The following is a 17,519-nucleotide window of genomic DNA, read 5'->3' as shown; positions in this document are numbered from 1 at the left end:
TGAGATGGCTTTTTGTTCGTCACAACTAGGTAAATGGTCTTCGATACATTTCGCGCAATTTTCACACAAACGCATCGTGGACTTATCACCCCGTTTTTTCGCATGACGAGCATATAAGCCGCATACGTGTAACGTAAAAGCCAGTGTCGCATTTTTTGTTTTGATTGGTGTGTTGAACGCTTTTACTTGCTTTTCATGGCTAGAAGTAACGCAAATAGAACTACTTGTGTATCTAGTGAAAAGTAAGTCGATGGCACGAGTGAAATTGATGTAAGTCTGCGATATGGTCGCAAAGTACATGTCTTTCAATACGTACTCTATATCGGCATTTTTAATTGATTGGTGCATAGAAGACCTCACATTAGGGTGCGCCTAATTCGCTGGCTAATGCCATACGAAATGGCGTTAGCAGCGGTGATCCGCTATTCAGATAGGTTAGTTTACTTTATACAAGCTAAAGCATCATTTTCAGCCAACTCAACAGAAAAGTTACAACTTTTACATTCAGCAGTAAAAACGCCACTACGACTCAAATTAATCAAAGCATCACCGCTACAAATGCAAAGGGATTTCCCGATACAAGATAAGCCATTGGATGTCATTTCCTCAAAGTTAAAAGTTAATGCATCTTGAATATCAATCGAACTTTCTATCCAAGCTTCATTAACACAACACCAAATGTAAACATCATCATACGCAAAGGAGAGATAAGCCCCTAATTTCATGTGATAATGTGTTGTTAATTTTGATGGTTTTGATTCAAATATAAAGTCTAAAGCACATGTAATTGATGAAGTGTTCATAGTCTTCCCCACATTGAATTAATAATTAAAATTGCTAATTCGTTTGGCCTAAGCCAGACAAACTGGCATAGACACGGAGTAGTACCGCTATGAATATTGAGGTTGGTTTAGATGAACAAAGAAAAAATCTGTTCTTTAAAAAAAAGAGTAAGAACGGAAGCTAAGATAAACCACTGTAAGCGATTTAACTTACCTTCTAACTTATCAAAGCGTTTATCGACCTGGTCAAAACGCTTATTAGTATCAGACTTTAACTCTCGAACTGATTCTTTAAGATTATCAACCGATTCCTGAGTCGCGTAGTGATGCTCAAATTGCTTCATATGAAGCAGGAATCTGTACGGTTTCCATCTCTTTATCCATTATAGTCTCCTTACTCAGGAGAAGCGCCCATAGGGACGATTCCCTATGAGATAAAATTGGTTAGTGAACCAGATAAACTGGTTGTCGCTATAAAATAGCCCACTACATGCGATATGCAGTAAACACAGTATTACAAATGTTTAGTATTCAAGCAATAAAAGGGGCTCATCTTCATACTATTATTCATAAAAATCAGAACATAAATGTATATCATTAAATGTATACTAGATAAATACTTATGATTTATTACCACTTCCAATCATGTTTAATTGGGTTTGTTTTATGTATTCAATCAAGGTGTTATCGTCCATATCGACCAACGCCAGAACCGCAGCTCGAATAAGACTTGTATCGTTAACCGCTTTTAAGCTCCCTAAACGCTCTACCACCGCATGTGGATTTTTGGTATTTAATGAATTAGTTCGTTCGGTTAAGAGATCTCGTTCTTTTTGTAAAAATCTAACCGCTTTAGGATTAACAGCAGAAGTCGAAACCTTACCAAATAGGTTTGTTTTAACTTCACTTTTTTCCGGCATCGATGTGCTAGGTTGAAGCTCTTTTTCTAAACGGCTCTTCAAAGCTCTTTGTTTAGGTTTTAATCTATCCCCTTTTTCTTCAAGATTAATTAAATATTTCAATTGTTCTTGTGAAGATAGTGATTCAAATTCAGCACTCATTATCGATAACCTCTTTAGCAAAATTTTTGTAATACATAGCAGTAGCACTACTCGACTTGTAGACCGAGACAGGAACGTGGTCTAGTTCTGCATTCTCAAAATCAGATTGACGATGCCAAACAGTAGTTTGAGCTATATTATGTGGAAAACGTTCAGCCAAATATTCACGCCCATATGCATATGTGGACTTAACTCGTTTATCGATACCAACCGGTAAAATTAGATAATCGATCTCATCTTCATCGATAAATTTAGCATCTTGTATATGTTCAATTAGAACATCGATCCCTTCAAAGCTGCGATCTGTAAACGTTGTTGGAAAAATAAACTCATCAGCAGCTATAACCGCATTCATAGATAAAATACTAGTTTCTGGACTCGTATCAATTAACACAAAATCAAATTTGTCTTTCACTAAATCTAAATGCCTTAGCAAACGCTCTTCACGTTTCGGTAAACTAACCATATCCATGTTCAACTTAGACATAACATCCCCCCCACGAGCGGGAATAATGAACAATTTATCTTGCTCTACTCCTTTAATGAGTGCGGGATAAATAGCTTTATTTATATCAAACTTACGATCTAACAAAACATCAGCTATGTAGAACTCCGTTTTATCTCTACGATAAAAACTCGTCGCGTCCCCTTGGCCATCAAAATCAATAACCAGAACTCGCTTTCCTTTTTGCGATAGCTCATAAGCAGTATTGACTGTAGTAGTGGTTTTTTTTATACCACCTTTACGACCTGCGATTGTAATCACTCTCATAGAAACCTCGTATACTTAATCAATATCTCAATTGTTATACATTTAAAATGTATAACAATTGAGATATCTTGCAAAAATACAAACTTTATAGATGCATGATATACAACCATCTCAAACCAAGCAAGAAGTATCATTGAAATATACACCCAATGGTATACATTTATAATGTATACCATTGGGTGTATACGGTAATAATACTATTTATAATGCTCGCTCAGTACTTCTGGCTTTCATTAATCCACTCCAAGGCTTTTTCAAAGCCGTCTGGAGTAATATTGATAAACCAATCAAATTCCTCTTTACGCCTTTGTATCAACTCTCGCTCCTCCAGAGTCTTGCAAGATGTACGGAAGTTATTTGGATGAATGTCTTTTTTGAGGTTCATATTTACCAGAGCATTTACATCAGTAGATTTCGCTTCTTTAACCCCACCAATAAAAGCTTTCGTCAAAATAATTAAAATCTCTTTTTGAACAGCACTAAATCTAGTCATAAGTCTTATCCATTGTTGCAATGATTAAAGAATGCCACCACTATCCATTGCTGCAATGAATATCGTACAAGTATGGGAACAGCTAACCTCTTTTCCAAGCTAGGTATCAGCGTCGTTTAAGCGTCAACCCCCTCCTTACTATCTTCAACAATTAACCAAACCCTAAGCCAATCAGATATCCAATCTGAATATTATTACCGCGTAACAATACAGATTATTTTCACTCCATTGTTTGTATGTTTGTACGTTTGTTTGTACAATAACAAACAAACGTACAAACATTAAATGTGACAGGTGGAAAGAATGGCAAGAGAAAAGGTTTTTACAGAGCAGCAAGTCATTGAAGCAGCGAACGCATTGTTGGTTGAGGGTAAGAATATCAACGGTACGTCTTTACGTAACAAGATAGGTACTGGCCGTCCATCTGCACTAATGGATGTATATAGAGAGCTTGAAGGTACAGGGCAAATACTTGCGCCTACAGTGCCTGATAATTCGGAACAAAGCCTTATTCATCAAGAGCTACCGCCAGAAGTTGCAGAAAGGTTGTCAATGATGCTGGCTGATGTTGAACATGTTGTTCATCAAATCAATGATCATGCGCACTATGTTGTTGAGCAGAGGCTAAATAACGCGATTGCTGAAGCCAATGAAAGAGCCGCCAATGCTGCCAAGCGTGAAGCGGAATCTATCCAAGAGCAAGATAAAGCTTTTGAGCAATTAGAAGATGCTTTAGAAAAAATTGCAGAACTGCAAGATAGCCTGAAAGTTGCAGAGCAAGAAAGTAGCCAGTTAAGTGCAAAACTGAACGTTGCTCGCAGTGAAACTAAATCGGCTTTAGATACTATTTCTGAACGTGACGAACGCTTAGCCGAGCAACAAAAGCAATTCAATGAGATTCAGGCTAGGTTGAGCCAAGCTGATTCAGATAAGGCGAAAGCTCAAGGACAAGCTGAGTCTTTGACTAAGCAATTAAACGAACAAGCTAAAGAGTTAAAAGAGCTAACTCAAAATCATACACAGTTACAGAAGCAACACGCAAAATATGAAACTAAAATCGAATCTCTAAATGAGCAGTTGGCCAATGGTGAGAAAGCCCAGAAGCAACTACAAGGTCAAGTTGAATCCTTAACCGCTGAAGTTGAGCGCGGAGCTACAGAACAAGTCATGACCAAAGAGTCATTACAATCTAGTGAGAAGCACGTCGCATCACTTAATGATCAAATGAGTCAACAAACTAAGGAGCTAAAAAACCTCACTAAAGACCATACGCACTTACAAAATCAACACGCAAAATCTGAAACAAAAGTAGAATCTCTAACTGAACAGCTAACTAATGGCGAGAAGTCCCTACAACAGTTGCAAGATAAGTTGGGAGAGTCACAACAGCAGTGTGCGAGATTGGAAGGGCAATTGCTTCAATACCAACAAAAGTAATAATGGACTGGTAAACTTTCGGCAAAACTTACCACTGATTAAGTGAAAGTTTACCACCACTACACAAATTTATTTACAGCCTTATTCATTGCTGCAATGAGTAAGGCTGTAAATAAATGATCTTTTTTACTGGAGATCGATAGAGAAAATCGATCATTTTAAATTTTAGGCTCAAAGGTAGCTTAAGCAAGATTGTTTTCCTGTGCATACTGAGCGTATAAAATATCAGCGAAATCAGTTTCCGAAATCTCAGTAAGCACCAAATCTCGAACAGCATCAGCTAATAAATCATTATCACTGGTCAACTCAAAGTCGTTCAAAGACAAATACTCCAAAGCAACCATTAAGCCGGTTCTTTTATTCGCATCTGGAAGGGCATGTGACATCGCAATACTTGTAGTATATTTAGCTGCAATTTCAAAGATATCATCTAAGCCATCGTAAACAATTGCATTATCAATTCGACCTAATGCACCTTGCAACTTGGGAATATCAACAGCCCCACTCATACCAGGTTCACTCTCCAATATAAATGTATTTATTTCGATGACTCGCTCAAATGGAAAGCAAATAATATCCATCACATGTCAGCCAACTTCTCAAACGTCTTACGATGAGTTCTCAGGGCTAACTTAGACTCTGACTTAACAATCTGCTGTCCATAAGTACCAGAAAGATCAAGCTTTCTTGTAGCTTTAATCTTAGGTCGTTTAACAACATCTACGCCATAAGATTCAATTCTCTTATTCATTTTTTCACCCAAGAAAATCAGATTTAATTTGATTATACTATCAAAACTACCATTAAAAAATAATGAGATGCAGCCACTTCCCCTATAGTGATTAACCCATAGAGATATAATCACTTCATCCTATAACTTTATAAACTGTTGTACGACTGCACCCTAACTCCTTGCTGATAGCGTGCTTGTTCATCCCTTGCTCAGTCAGCTCTTGAATGCGTTGGTGAAGCATTTTGTCAGGAAACCGTCCAAGGTGCCTACCCTCAGAGCGTGCACGCTCCCTACCTTCATTACAGCGCTGTAATATTCGTTTTCTTTCCATTTCAGCAAACGCCGATATGGTAGTGTAAATAACTCGACCTACATCGCTATTGATGTCTAAATCGCCCAAATCATGAAAGACCAAACCAGCTTTCTTTTGCGCTAGTTGATCAGCAATTTGCAAAGCATCTATGGTATTTCGAGCAATGCGGTCGACTTTGGTAACATGAATAATATCTCCCTCCCTTGCAAAATCCAGCAACAGGTTCAGCTGTTTTCTATCAGAGGATTTACCGCTCGCTTGCTCTTGGTAAATTTTGTCACAACCAATACGTTTAAGCTGTTCAAGTTGAACATCAAGCGTTTGGTCTTGAGTACTGACACGGGCATAGCCAATTTTCATGAAAAGAGCCTAAAAGTGAATATTAAGATAATTAAACATTAGTGTACATGTTCATATGTTATTTTAAAGACTAATTGGACAGTATTGAGATGGGTGAAAGATAATGTTCACAAAGTTACACCTTTATGGGCACTTATTAAAAGAGTCTCTTAACCATTGCAACAATGATTAAGAGACTCTCGTAAAAAGGTTGGTTTGTGTCGTACTAAGTGCCGTTACGTTAAATGAGCAGGATCATCTGTAATTCATATATCGAGATGATGAAAATGTTATTCATTTGTTTTGGTACAAATTAGAAATAAATGACAGTTCATCATCGGAGAGGAAGCTCGGCAAATCCTTCCTATTATTAACAACAAGGTCTACATAGGATTTTAAAACGATAACCTGCTCTAAAGGCAAGCTTTCCAATAAAGCTATGACCTTTTCTGAAGATGAGTTTTTTAAAAAATCAATGTTCAAGCAGGAAATCCTATGATACACGTAGTACATGTGAGACTTTATCTTATGGCCATTAGATAAACAATAGTTTTTTTCATAAGCTAAAGACCGGTATTCATTATTCCTATTATGTTCAATTGCGTGACTCTACAACGAAGAAGCCGTCACATTGGACTTATCGCTGAAATGAGTGCCCCCCCCCAACTAGTGCAAGATGGTTTAAAGGCGCCCACCCCATAACACCCTTGTTACTTGATTTATCACACCAAATCCAACCATTAAGTTCAAACTCAGCAACCAGTATCTCACCGACTGATAAACGATGCTCCACAGCGCAGTAATCACTTTGAACTGTTGCACTGTTAGCAACTATCGTGAGTTGCTGTTTAGGTGCCCACCCTTCCTTACCTTCACCGCGACAAAGAACCCAATTAGGCCAATCACCTTGAGAGTCAGACTCTTCAATGACAGTAAGTTGCTCACCTTGTGTAACAACGATCGGTTGCTCGGGAGTATCTGTGTATTCCTTTATAACTTTGTATTGCATATTTGCCCTTTGCTTATTAATCACTTGTTCCCAAAACCTTGTCAATCCCATTTTAAAATGTCCTCATTTGTCCCAAATAGAAATGTCCCCTTGTTAACTGAGTTATTTACCTTCCGGGAGAATCGCATTCTTAGGGTGAACCTTTAATCATTCAGGGAAATAGGCGGCCATCATCGAGAGCAAAACAACTAGGAAAGGCGCTACTGTATGGCATAACTTATCGCAATCTTGAATGTTATTGTTCGTTTTTGATGGTGATACAATAAATTCATTGTCACCAACAATTAGTCCGTGGGCTAACGAAGAAGGTTTGCCATGAATCAGGTCATTGTAGGCGTGCGTTTTAGGTATTTCACCATCAAAATCTTTACCAACTTCCTCTAGCATTTTTGCTAAATCTGGTGCTCTCAACGCTTTATCAAGACTGCGTTGTTTGCTCCATCCGGCATTCCATACCTTGATTTGGTCAGGGTACTTATTTAAGTAAAGTAAGATCATTATTCGCTCAACAAAGCTGCGTTCGAGCACAAGAGCCCCGAATAAATATCCCTGCCTGATTAGTTCTCTTATCGAAGCCCCCAAATTAACAGATTGATTTATAACTTGAACCGCCATTCTTTGATGGTCTGTTAGAGACTCTAATTCCTTAGAGTTATTTGTTGATAGCCTTGGTAGGTTTTTCAATTTTTCAAAGCATATAACCAACATTTTGTCGTATATCATAAGGGATTCTAAGCCTAGGTATGGCTCATCATCTGGTGTATTTATTGGCATCAAACAATCCTTTTCTTCTTCAGGTTAACAAGCCTATGGCACTGCTTACTTATTATTGCGATTATTGCTAGCTTTGAAGCTATCCGGTTCAACTAAAACGGGATTCAGAGTTCTCAATTGCTCCATAGCACGCTTTTGAGCCGTTCGTTTAGGCGAGCTTTTACTTCTTTCCCTAAGTTGGGCTTTATCAAACTCTTCCTGCTTCTCTTGGCAAATTGGAGGACTTTACCCAGTCGTTTGTTGTCGACGACTTGAGTTTGCTCCACTTTGGCTAGCTTATCGAAGGTTCTGAAAGTTAGCTTTCTCTCCCTATATTGGACGGCAATTCGACCATCAGGATAGTCGAGTATTTTAACTACTTCGTTGACAAAACGGCTGTTTTTTTCTGTCTCTTCAATCAGATAAAGCACTTTATCATATTGGAATGTCAATGACTTCGAGAGTTTACGCGTGGTCTGCCAAGCAAAAATATCATCAAGCTCATCTTGGCTTTCTCGAATAGGACGATGAAGATCTTTAGGGTAATTAGCGGGCTTCGCAAAGCGGCGGTTAAAATCCTCGATAAAGTAGGGCAGCCATGCGTTGGCTTCTTCTATAGTATTAATGCCTTGTAGACGCATCTCTTTGGTTAATCAGTCTTGTAACGTCTTATTTGCTCGCTCAACACGTCCCTTGGCTTGAGAGCTGTTCGCACAAATCAGTTCAATCCCACTTTCTTAAGATGCTCTTGATTGACTCGAAATATCGAGTGTTTATCGCTGTAAAAAGCGACTGGCTTACCATGCTGATCTAAGTATTCCCGTGTGGCCACCATGTAATCAAAGGCTGATTCGGTATCACTGAAGCGTAGGTTCATCAAACGTCCGGTCGCATCATCGATGTAGACCAAGAGACAGCACTTAGGGCTGCGTCCTTCGTATGCGCCCCATGAACCCACGGGGCGCATACCAATAAACTGTATAGATTCACAAGATTTTAATGCTAGAGTACCAAGCAAATTTGGCCACATATTTGGATGTTTTGGTATGAGGTGTAGAGTATTTAATCTAATTAATTTGGGGGCATTTTTGATTTGAAAAGGGCTAGCTTTAACAGTTGCCTGGGCGGACTTTGGGTAGATAGAAGGGGCTTTAACTGATTGCCGTATCAAAAATAAACTCTAGAAATGATACGTCACCAAGATATCCTTGTACGTTGGCTTCAATCCATTGTTCTTTTGGAATCTCAGGCCAATTAAGTTCATATCCAGCCACAAAAACAAGCTCTTCAAAGAAAAACCGTGTGGCCCTACCATTTCCTTCTCGAAAAGGGTGAATGATATTAATTTCACAAAAAATATCTGCGACTAGTCGAATAAATTCAACACGATCTGAGCATTCGCGAAGTTGGGGGATACGTTCTAGCTGCCGTATAAGCTCTCTTTCAATAAAAGAGCAATGGCAAAAGCGCGTTTTGCCTTTACTGATATCAACATCACGTTCTTCTCCAGCCCATCCATACAGATCCTGAAAAAGCACCCAATGAAGATGTCTAAAATGACCTATATCGAAGTCTTTTAAATCTGAGACAAGACTCGAATATTCAATATATCGGTGTTCAGAGAATGCGACTTCAGCTTCATCCAGTTTTTCACTATCACGAATATTAAGTAGATTTATAAGTGTATTAGAGTGAGGATAGCAATAATGATCCTGAGAGGCTCCGTACTTATCTCGCATATTGCCGTTTTAACGCTTCCAGTGATTGAGATTTACTTTTTGCAGTAAGCCCTTCATAAGACGTGCTCACTTTAAAGTTTTTCGCTTTAGGAACAAATTGACGATTAGTCTTGGAGCTGTTCGCTTCAGCCTTGACGTGCTTCATAAGCTTACTCTACTAAGGTGCCTAACATTATCATTTTAACTGCCAACCTACTAACTATCAAACTCAATTGGCCAAACTGTCTTGAATTGAATGTTTGAAGCCAAATTGAACACCTTAATGGACAGTCATAAAGTAAAGTGCTAAATCATTGTTGCAATAATTTAACACCAAAGACGTACGGAGTAGGAGCGAGGCTGAATGATATTTGGACAAAAACGAGTTTGTATCATTGCCGTAATACCGTGGCTATTGATAAAAATAACTAATGAAAAAAAGGGTCATCTTCTAATTGCCATGCTTCAGTATGTGTTAAATTGAGTATAAGTACCCACACACATCACGGAACACTATGAGAACTGAGCAAGAAATTTTTGATGAACTAGAGGTAATTGCTGCCCAAGAAGGTTTCTGGGAAGTTATTGCTTTTTTCTGTTGGAAAGACACTTTTATTCATTTTTCTGGTGAAAAGTTGGACGCTGAAGCCTTCTCACAGGCATTTGATAGAACTCGCTTATCCAGAACTGAGCTTTCAACACTCATTGGTTTAGCTTGTAAAAGCGGATTCAGCGATAAGCAACTGAGCTTAGATAAATTAAAAGAAAGAGCGGAACATGTCTGGCATCTTCTCGATGAATTACATCATAGCTTTTATCCACCACTAGATTTTGCTGCCTTGTCTGAAAAATTTGGTTCCAAGGATGGTGATGATATCCCTAATTTTGGTGAGTTCATGCGAGAACTAGCCCCAAACAGAGATAAAAATCACTTTATGCGAGAAGCTATTTTTTACGGAGGGGATGGGGTTTTTAAACATCAATATAGAGATTTAGCCAAGCGTAGATATTCTCTTGATGAGGATTGGGTTGAGGCAAACAAAGGGTTCAAAATCCCTCAAGCAGTTGATGTTATTTCGGCTATAGAGCAAATTCAACTAGAAAAAGCCAATCAGTTAGCCTCTTCAGCAAAAAGCTGGCCATTGCCATACCACCTACCTATGTTCATTTTTACTATCTCTGAAGTTGTAATACGAAGTGGTTTAGGCGAAGAGGTTGTCGAGGCTGTGATCGCAGCTTTATCAGCCAAGCCCGAAGAAGGAATGAAATGCTTTAAATCTGTGGATGATTTTAATCATAAGAATGCGTTCCCGATAATAAAAATTGGTGAAGACACCTTCGTCAGTTTTCAAGCCTACAGTTTATGGGAGGCTCTTTATGAAAGCCCATTCTTTTGGTTTAACGAAGACAAAGCTTACAACTCTATTGCAAGCAAACACAGAGGTGCTTTTACTGAGGATTTTACCGCTGAACGCCTAGCATTAGTATTTGGTAAAGAGAATGTATTAACCAATATCGATATCTTCGATGGTAAAGGCAAAGCTGGCGAAATTGACGTTTTAGTCACATTTGGTCGTTTCGCAATAGTAGTGCAAGCCAAGTCCAAGAAGCTCACTATTGAAGCTCGTAAAGGTAAAAGTCAGCAGCTTGAAGGTGATTTTAAGAAAGCGATTCAAGATGCTTATGACCAAGCTGACTTGTGTAGCCAACTGTTGCAAAAAGAAGGTTATATTTTCAAAGACGAATTTGGCAAAGAAGTTAATATTCAATCAGATTTCAAGACGATATTTCCTATTTGTATCGTATCAGATCACTTCCCAGCTCTTGCTGCCCAAGCTCGGCACTTTTTGAAATATAAAACAACCAATGTAATAAAACACCCTTATGTAATGGATGTGTTTTTAATGGATATGATTACAGAAATGTTGCCATCTCCTCTTTGGGTTATCGACTATCTTAATAAACGGAGTGACTATGGTGATTCAATTCTTTCTAATCATGAACTAGTAATTCTTTCAACTTACATCAAGCAAAACTTATACTTTGAGGAAGATCCAACGCTAGTTATGCTTGACGATGATATTTCCACAGATCTTGAATTAGCCATGTTAGCCAGAAGAGATGGTCATGATGGCCCCAAAACTCCTCAAGGTTTTCTCACATTTCCTAGAAAGTCTCATGTTGGAAGGATTATCGATGATATTGAGTTTTCGGCAGACTATTGTCTTCAGAAGCTAGGGCTACACCTCCTATCTATGAGTGGTAATAGTATCGATCTACTCAATAAAGCAATTTCAAAGATGATTACTCAATTTAAAAAAGATCATCAGCACCATGATATATCTCTTCCCTTGTTGGAGGAAAAAACTGGCTTAACTGTCCATTGTAATGAAGATGACAATTATACTGCCTATAAGAGACTGGTTACACATTGTGAGAAACGAAAATACACATGCAAAGCAGAATCTTGGGTTGGATGTTGTTTTAGTCCAACTAAAGATAAGTTCCGATTTGCTTCATACCACGAAAGCAAGTGGAACCAATCAGATGAAATGGATAGTTTAGTTGCGGATCTAAAGCCTATTTCACCAGAGCATCACATAGAAGACGTAAGAAAAATTTCCTTTGGTAAGCAGCCGCAGATAGAAGGTAAAAAAGTTGGAAGAAATGAACCTTGCCCATGCGGCAGTGGTAAGAAATATAAACGATGCTGTATACCATAATTCTGATTTAGTGGGAAAAATCCAGTCGCTTGTGAGCCTCGCATTCATCGCGAGGCTTTTTCGTATTAGAACTGCTTATTGATTAAAATAGTATTTAAAACTCGTTTTGGGGCAAAAGCGGGTTAGAAATTAGGAACCCTAGTAAAAACCAGTAGTTATTTTAGTTCAGGTAAACCCACACCGAATCAACGAAGATTACAGCTTAATCATTGCAGCAATGATTAATAGATAATTGACTTATAGAGTAAGCTAAGATCCGAGCATCTATCGGAGAGAAAAATTTGGGTGCAGCTTGGATGAATCACAATACTGAATCAGGAAGAGGCTTACGCCCCTTCCTGTCCAGCCATTACTTCACTTCGTAGGCAAGCGTAGCTAGAAAGTTTACGTTCTTATCTTCATAACGAAACTCACAGAGTGAATCTCGTACAATCCAAAGCGAACACAATAACGTCATACAGACGACAGTTAATCCCATTAGGGCGGTTTTACTTCTTGGCATTTTGCTTGCCTCCTTCGTTGAAGAGGCTATAATCAAGTTGCTAAGCATGAACATGGCCTCGTTAGTTTTAATTAACTTTCGGGGCTTTTGTCTATCTGCCACAAACAAAAATGTTAAAATGATTGCTCATGACAAATAGCCAAGAGCACCCGCAAACAGTATACCACGACTCAGTAACGCTTTGTTAATCCTGTAGTAACCACTCATCCGCTTCATTAAACGCCTCTTCGATAATACGATTAGCGATTTTCTTTTCTTCTTTTTTCGCAAAGATTTCCAGTTGGTTATTGGTGCCAGTACGTATTCGAACCTTTACATCTGGATACATGACAGACAATCTTTTGATCAATTCATCATGGATTAACGTTAATCCATTTTTGGGAAGACTGGCCTTTAGAACTTTCATTTCTACCCGCATGTTCATTCCTCAGTAAATAATGCTGTTTAAATATACAGTTATTTTTAAGTTTTTCAACTGAACCGCTCGGCGCAATCCCGTAGCTGGCGTAGCCAGTCGGAGGGTGAGCAAGCGGAATATCTACTTAAATTGAACCTTGGCACGGTCACTAAAAATTCACTTTTACATAGATCGATCAAGTTAACCATACGTACAGAACTGACGCGCTACGCTTGTCGGATTTGGGCGATGGATAACTATTCGCTCGTTCCTCACGAAAGTTACCCACACTCAAATCAAGATGACGGCTCTTTTGTTCATTAATTCTTATGTCTATTGATTCTCTTGTTTTGCTTGCCTGCTTATCTGTAGGGATTCCTCTCTATAAATCTGTAGGGATTCATATACTAATATCTTTAGGGGGTAGGAAAACTATGAGCTTTTGGAGATTGTGATAGGAGTTTCAGGTGAATTTTTACGTAATGAGAGTCTTTATGAAGATTTTTTTGTGATGGGGATCACTATGAGTTTGTTTTAGATGTGATGAGTCCTACCGAACTAACGGCATAAGTGAAATTTAAAGGGGTTATTCAGGCGGAGTGTAATCTTCCCATTCTGGTATGTCAGATGTCTGGGCTTCATCGAGAAGTTGATTGATCTGCTCAACTCTAGAAGAAGCTGCTTGTTGAGTGGTTTTGTTTTCTTTGTTCTTCTTTCTCAAGTTGCGATTGAGCATTGCTTTTGCTTTGCTGTAGAACAGCCCAAACTTCTCAAGGACAAATTCGTACTTGTTAGCAATTTGTCGTGGTGCAGACTCTCCTTCAATCAGAACGAATTGAGCGGTTGATATGAGTCGGCCGGACTCTTTTGCTTTGCTGATTAATTCAGTGACGTAATTGACGCAACGCCCCATTCTTGCTGCAATTTGCTTTCGGCTTGGGAACGCGCATTGATTAGAAAGGTTGTAAAAAGTGGATATAGCAATCAGTAAGGATTTCTCATCTGCTGGAATGCTTTCATCGCAAGCAACTGCATTAGTTAGTTGATTGTGGTGTTCGAGAAATTTGAGGGATTGATTAGATGCTGTCATGACACACACCTTCTACACTCGACCATAAATGTGTTTGAACACTGGTTGAATGTGAATGCTTACTGTGTCTGTTTTGAGTGAGTTGCTGGATGCAACTATAGGTTAATTTTTTCATTTTTGATTCCAGAGAGATTTTAGGGTTGTTTGGTTTCTCACGTCAAACAATAAGACTCCAATTTATAGGAGATCTCTTTAAAGATCAAATACTAAATTTCAGGTACAAAAAAGCCGTCTACTCTCTGGGTAAGACGGCTCTCTGCAAATGTTATATAGTTAGATTGAGAGTCTAACACATTCTAATTCTTGAAAAATACACTACATAGAAACCTATGTAGTAGCGTGCTATGTAATGCACTTTCTACCCCAAGAACATAATTTTATTATAAGCTTTTATCATTTACGTATCAATTAAAGTTTTACTTTAAAATTTGTTAATGCTGTACAAAACACGACCAATGATCTTGCATTGACTAAGTGTTTTATATGTCACTTTTTCATCAGTATATTCTGGATTTAAGCTTTTTATTATTAAACCATTAACGGAATGTTCAAAACGTTTAACCCTTAGGATATTGTCTTTTTGATATACATATATTTTACCGTCTATGATCTTTGTATCCGATGTATCTATAAACACCACACCATTATCAGTTATAGCGGGTTCCATTGAGTCACCATTGACTCGAAGAGCGATAGTATTTTTAGTTATGTCCTCTGGCGGAATAGGGATCAAATGACTACTTATCATTAGAGTATCAGAATACTCGTTATGGTAACCAACTCCGGCACTACAGTGAATTTCTTCATAAAATGGAATTTCAAATAAGTCATCGTTATTCGTATGTTGTATACCATTAATTAGCCAATCATAACTTACCCCGAGTATTCCACATAGCTCTATCAATCTTTTCTGAGAAGGGAAGTTTACATCACTTTCCCATTGATTGACCGCTGATTGACTAACACTTAAAAGCTCAGCTAGTTCCTTTTTGGATATGGCTAAATTATTCTCTCTAGCTTTTCTTATTCTATGTCCTAGTGACATTCATTCTTACCTGAAAATTAATTTAGATACTTTCAATTCTCCTATCTACACAGATAAGTTTAAGTTTAAATTTGTGTTTTTAGCTTTATATTTAAAGCTAAACTTTACATTGTTTTTTTGTTGGTTTATTATCCATTGCACTGATCAAACGATCAGCTATAGATAGAGTTTTTATGAAACAAGAAATTAACAAAAGTACCCAGCTAACCGTGGCACTCGATCATGAGACCAATATTCGCTTGGAAGGGTCAGCATCGGCCTATGGTCGAAGCAAACGAATTGAAGCTCTGTTTGTGTTGCGTGCGTTTTATCGCTTACCAACCGACAAGCAGAATGACATTTTGTCTCCCGATAATGGGCTCGACAAAATCTAGTTTTATCTCGCTCCTTGTGTGAGTTCAGATTAGGAGTGAAGTCTCATCATGAGACTCGAAGGTGGGCTGCCTTCACTATTGCAAAAAGCGCCGCAGAGGGGCGCAGGCGTGCGTAATATGCCTAACAAATTCAGGAGCCTTATCTGGGGCGACGTCCAAGGCTGTTTTTCTACTCAATTAAGCATGCTGGTTGAGTGGTTAAGCAGAATTACTTGGGAATACCAGACACCACATCCCTTGGATGTGCGCATTCTACTACAAGAATGCTCAAGCCAGTTTGTAGCACGGCTCTTGAAAGAGAGCCCATTGTTTTGGTCTTTTCAAAGACCAAAACAATGTCCTAAAAGGAGTGTGAACATGCAGATTGTGTACGGATATTGTAGTGAAGATGATGCGGTTAATTTGTTAGGTCGCTTTGTTGAACAAGGTGATTTTATAGGCGTAAAAAAACTGGGGACGGTTGGGCGTGAACATATTGCGTTTGCCGCCTTGCTCTCTTTTACTGAACGCCTCTCCTTTCCTTTCTATTGGAAGGGTGTTCATGTCGTCGCTGTTCAAAAACAAGCACAGTCTGTCAATCGTCTCACTCTCCCTACCTCAAATAACGCGCGCAAAAAACGTTACCGTAAACTCAATAACACCACCATGACCCCTCAAAATTGGAAGCAACACGTGAGCCGTAATCGTGGTTTAAAGTATGCGAGCGATTCTTTGTTGTCTTTAGCGTGATAAGGAGAAAGTATGAATCGTCTACCCAAACCCCCTAGTAAAAAAGAGTCGGAGCATGTGAAGCGGCAAGCCGCCGCCCGTCGAAAAATCGAAGTCATGCGTGAACTGCGCGAAGCGGGTTTAGACCCTTTTAAGGATGCGTCTTGCCTACAATAAGCTTTTTACCTTTGCCCCTGACGCAATAACGCTGTGCTTTTACATAAGAGTGCAGCGTTATTTTTTATTGGGAGTAATACCATGCTTTTATTAAACAACATCAAACGTCATACCCGCCGGATAACGGCGGGACTTTTCGCGAGCGCTTGCTCGTTTTCCTCCTACGCATCCAGTACAGGGATGCCGTGGGAAGATCCCTTAACACGTATTGTTGATTCGATAACGGGACCGGTCGCCTTTGGCGCTTCCGTCCTCGGTATCGTGGTCGCTGGCGGCTCACTGCTCTTTGGAGGGGATTTGGACGGCTTTGTCCAAAAAATCATGATATTGGCCTTGGTGGTCGCGGTGGTGGTCGGGGCGACGAATTTATTGGGTACCTTGTTTGGGGTGTCTGGCGCTTTGATTCTCTAGGGAGTGGGTATGTCCGATCATGATGAAGCGTTGCACGTCATCCCCATTTACGCCTTTAACCGTGCCCATCTTGTGATGGGGGGCGAGCGTGAGATTGTGATGGTATCGATGCTCATGGCGCTGATACTCGTTGTTTTGCAAAATCTCTACATGGCGGTGTTAGCCGTGGTGCTGTTTTTTTCTATGTTGATGGTGGCTAGACTCATGGCAAAAAGTGATCCTGTGCTGACCCAAGTCTACCGACGTTACCACGCCTTTCAACGTTTCTACCCCGCTCACAGCGTTAAATATCTTCACCGCGCCAAAGCACGTTAGTGCAAAGGCGTTCTCATTTTGGATTATCGCAGGACGGCTGAGTGTCTGTCGTGCGTATCACCGTGAACCAAAGGAACCCCATGTTATCTTTAAAAACGTACCGTGATGAGGCGAAAGGATTGCCTGACTTACTCAACTGGGCTGCGATGGTCGATGAGGGGGTGATGCTCGGCAAAGACGGCTCATTCACGGCTGGCTGGCGATTTACGGGCTATGACGTCGATACCGCGACCAATGTTGAGCGTAATGCGATTGCAGGGCGTCTTAATCAAGCGCTGTCGTCATTAGGTAGTGGTTATATGGTGCATATTGACACCTTGCGAGAAAGTGCAGCCTCTTACCCAAGCCCTGAGCGCTCTGAATTTAC

The 17,519-nt window shown here is 39.4% G+C and carries 23 protein-coding genes and 2 pseudogenes; 8 read left to right on the top strand and 17 right to left on the bottom strand.

Annotated features, from left to right (window positions below):
• The 6 genes from Q1A70_RS15410 to Q1A70_RS15385 form a co-directional block, all read right to left on the bottom strand.
• On the bottom strand, positions 1 to 348 hold a 348-nt coding region (locus Q1A70_RS15410), incomplete at its 3' end, for a hypothetical protein (protein ID WP_299693353.1).
• A gap of 92 nt (positions 349 to 440) precedes the next feature.
• Positions 441 to 803 (bottom strand): hypothetical protein, encoded by a 363-nt coding sequence (locus Q1A70_RS15405; RefSeq protein ID WP_299693356.1) that lies wholly within the window; start codon positions 801 to 803, stop codon positions 441 to 443.
• A gap of 107 nt (positions 804 to 910) precedes the next feature.
• Positions 911 to 1,126: a hypothetical protein gene (locus Q1A70_RS15400; protein ID WP_299693359.1), complete on the bottom strand. Its 216-nt coding sequence runs from the start codon at positions 1,124 to 1,126 to the stop codon at positions 911 to 913.
• Between the two features lie 276 nt (positions 1,127 to 1,402).
• The gene (locus tag Q1A70_RS15395; protein ID WP_019824615.1) at positions 1,403 to 1,843 is read right to left on the bottom strand and encodes a hypothetical protein; all 441 of its coding nucleotides are present in this window, start codon (positions 1,841 to 1,843) and stop codon (positions 1,403 to 1,405) included.
• Positions 1,833 to 2,615, bottom strand: a complete 783-nt coding sequence (locus Q1A70_RS15390; RefSeq protein ID WP_017108533.1) for an AAA family ATPase — start codon at positions 2,613 to 2,615, stop codon at positions 1,833 to 1,835. The genes Q1A70_RS15395 and Q1A70_RS15390 overlap by 11 nt, the downstream gene beginning before the upstream one ends.
• Positions 2,616 to 2,829: 214 nt before the next feature.
• Positions 2,830 to 3,108, bottom strand: a complete 279-nt coding sequence (locus Q1A70_RS15385; protein ID WP_299693370.1) for a hypothetical protein — start codon at positions 3,106 to 3,108, stop codon at positions 2,830 to 2,832.
• A gap of 303 nt (positions 3,109 to 3,411) precedes the next feature.
• On the opposite strand from Q1A70_RS15385, the gene Q1A70_RS15380 reads away from it, so the two are divergent.
• Positions 3,412 to 4,545, top strand: coding sequence for a hypothetical protein (locus Q1A70_RS15380; RefSeq protein ID WP_299693373.1), 1,134 nt, complete (start codon positions 3,412 to 3,414; stop codon positions 4,543 to 4,545).
• A gap of 182 nt (positions 4,546 to 4,727) precedes the next feature.
• Here Q1A70_RS15380 and Q1A70_RS15375 read toward each other — a convergent pair whose 3' ends face one another.
• The 7 genes and pseudogenes from Q1A70_RS15375 to Q1A70_RS15345 all read right to left on the bottom strand — a co-directional run bounded on the left by Q1A70_RS15375 (position 4,728) and on the right by Q1A70_RS15345 (position 9,431).
• The gene (locus Q1A70_RS15375; RefSeq protein WP_286298880.1) at positions 4,728 to 5,126 is read right to left on the bottom strand and encodes a type II toxin-antitoxin system death-on-curing family toxin; all 399 of its coding nucleotides are present in this window, start codon (positions 5,124 to 5,126) and stop codon (positions 4,728 to 4,730) included.
• Positions 5,126 to 5,296: an acetyltransferase gene (locus Q1A70_RS15370; protein WP_286293924.1), complete on the bottom strand. Its 171-nt coding sequence runs from the start codon at positions 5,294 to 5,296 to the stop codon at positions 5,126 to 5,128. Before Q1A70_RS15370 ends, Q1A70_RS15375 begins: the two co-directional genes overlap by 1 nt.
• Before the next feature lie 115 nt (positions 5,297 to 5,411).
• Positions 5,412 to 5,951, bottom strand: a complete 540-nt coding sequence (locus tag Q1A70_RS15365) for a recombinase family protein (protein ID WP_286293922.1) — start codon at positions 5,949 to 5,951, stop codon at positions 5,412 to 5,414.
• 616 nt (positions 5,952 to 6,567) lie between these two features.
• Complete coding sequence (locus tag Q1A70_RS15360) at positions 6,568 to 6,939, bottom strand: SH3 domain-containing protein (RefSeq protein ID WP_299693383.1); 372 nt, start codon at positions 6,937 to 6,939, stop codon at positions 6,568 to 6,570.
• A 147-nt stretch (positions 6,940 to 7,086) separates the two neighbouring features.
• Complete coding sequence (locus tag Q1A70_RS15355; RefSeq protein WP_299693386.1) at positions 7,087 to 7,713, bottom strand: DUF5677 domain-containing protein; 627 nt, start codon at positions 7,711 to 7,713, stop codon at positions 7,087 to 7,089.
• 45 nt (positions 7,714 to 7,758) lie between these two features.
• A pseudogene (locus tag Q1A70_RS15350) lies at positions 7,759 to 8,632 on the bottom strand (ISNCY family transposase); the annotation flags it as partial.
• Between the two features lie 211 nt (positions 8,633 to 8,843).
• On the bottom strand, positions 8,844 to 9,431 hold the full coding sequence (locus tag Q1A70_RS15345; protein WP_299693391.1) for a Fic family protein: 588 nt from the start codon (positions 9,429 to 9,431) through the stop codon (positions 8,844 to 8,846).
• A 494-nt stretch (positions 9,432 to 9,925) separates the two neighbouring features.
• On the opposite strand from Q1A70_RS15345, the gene Q1A70_RS15340 reads away from it, so the two are divergent.
• Positions 9,926 to 12,133 carry an SEC-C metal-binding domain-containing protein gene (locus Q1A70_RS15340; RefSeq protein ID WP_299693394.1) on the top strand — a complete coding sequence of 736 codons (2,208 nt, stop codon included), beginning with the start codon at positions 9,926 to 9,928 and terminating at the stop codon, positions 12,131 to 12,133.
• A gap of 349 nt (positions 12,134 to 12,482) precedes the next feature.
• Here the strand turns inward: Q1A70_RS15340 and Q1A70_RS15335 are convergent, their stop codons facing one another.
• From Q1A70_RS15335 to Q1A70_RS15320, 4 genes are all read right to left on the bottom strand, one after another.
• Positions 12,483 to 12,635, bottom strand: coding sequence for a Hok/Gef family protein (locus Q1A70_RS15335; protein ID WP_299693397.1), 153 nt, complete (start codon positions 12,633 to 12,635; stop codon positions 12,483 to 12,485).
• 184 nt (positions 12,636 to 12,819) lie between these two features.
• Entirely contained in the window at positions 12,820 to 13,053 is a 234-nt protein-coding gene (locus tag Q1A70_RS15330; RefSeq protein WP_299693400.1) for a DinI-like family protein, read from the bottom strand.
• A 565-nt stretch (positions 13,054 to 13,618) separates the two neighbouring features.
• Positions 13,619 to 14,122 carry a hypothetical protein gene (locus tag Q1A70_RS15325; protein ID WP_299693403.1) on the bottom strand — a complete coding sequence of 168 codons (504 nt, stop codon included), beginning with the start codon at positions 14,120 to 14,122 and terminating at the stop codon, positions 13,619 to 13,621.
• 421 nt (positions 14,123 to 14,543) lie between these two features.
• Positions 14,544 to 15,167, bottom strand: coding sequence for an XRE family transcriptional regulator (locus Q1A70_RS15320; protein WP_299693406.1), 624 nt, complete (start codon positions 15,165 to 15,167; stop codon positions 14,544 to 14,546).
• Positions 15,168 to 15,340: 173 nt separating this feature from the next.
• On the opposite strand from Q1A70_RS15320, the gene Q1A70_RS15315 reads away from it, so the two are divergent.
• From Q1A70_RS15315 to Q1A70_RS15290, 6 genes and pseudogenes are all read left to right on the top strand, one after another.
• Positions 15,341 to 15,541, top strand: a complete 201-nt coding sequence (locus Q1A70_RS15315; protein ID WP_299693409.1) for a TraY domain-containing protein — start codon at positions 15,341 to 15,343, stop codon at positions 15,539 to 15,541.
• Between the two features lie 357 nt (positions 15,542 to 15,898).
• Positions 15,899 to 16,270 carry a hypothetical protein gene (locus tag Q1A70_RS15310; protein ID WP_299693412.1) on the top strand — a complete coding sequence of 124 codons (372 nt, stop codon included), beginning with the start codon at positions 15,899 to 15,901 and terminating at the stop codon, positions 16,268 to 16,270.
• A 12-nt stretch (positions 16,271 to 16,282) separates the two neighbouring features.
• Positions 16,283 to 16,426: a hypothetical protein gene (locus Q1A70_RS15305; protein ID WP_299693415.1), complete on the top strand. Its 144-nt coding sequence runs from the start codon at positions 16,283 to 16,285 to the stop codon at positions 16,424 to 16,426.
• A gap of 81 nt (positions 16,427 to 16,507) precedes the next feature.
• A complete protein-coding gene (locus Q1A70_RS15300; RefSeq protein ID WP_299693418.1) occupies positions 16,508 to 16,837 on the top strand; it encodes a TrbC/VirB2 family protein in 330 nt (109 codons plus the stop codon).
• Between the two features lie 9 nt (positions 16,838 to 16,846).
• Positions 16,847 to 17,152 (top strand): conjugal transfer protein TrbD, encoded by a 306-nt coding sequence (gene trbD, locus Q1A70_RS15295; protein ID WP_299693420.1) that lies wholly within the window; start codon positions 16,847 to 16,849, stop codon positions 17,150 to 17,152.
• Positions 17,153 to 17,232: 80 nt separating this feature from the next.
• Positions 17,233 to 17,519: pseudogene (locus tag Q1A70_RS15290) on the top strand (conjugal transfer protein TrbE); the annotation flags it as partial.

The sequence above is a fragment of the uncultured Vibrio sp. genome, from assembly GCF_947488985.1.
In the GTDB taxonomy this organism is placed as follows: domain Bacteria; phylum Pseudomonadota; class Gammaproteobacteria; order Enterobacterales; family Vibrionaceae; genus Vibrio.
The sequence above is the reverse complement of the archived record's forward strand: the minus strand, read 5'-3'. Positions and strand labels throughout refer to the sequence as shown.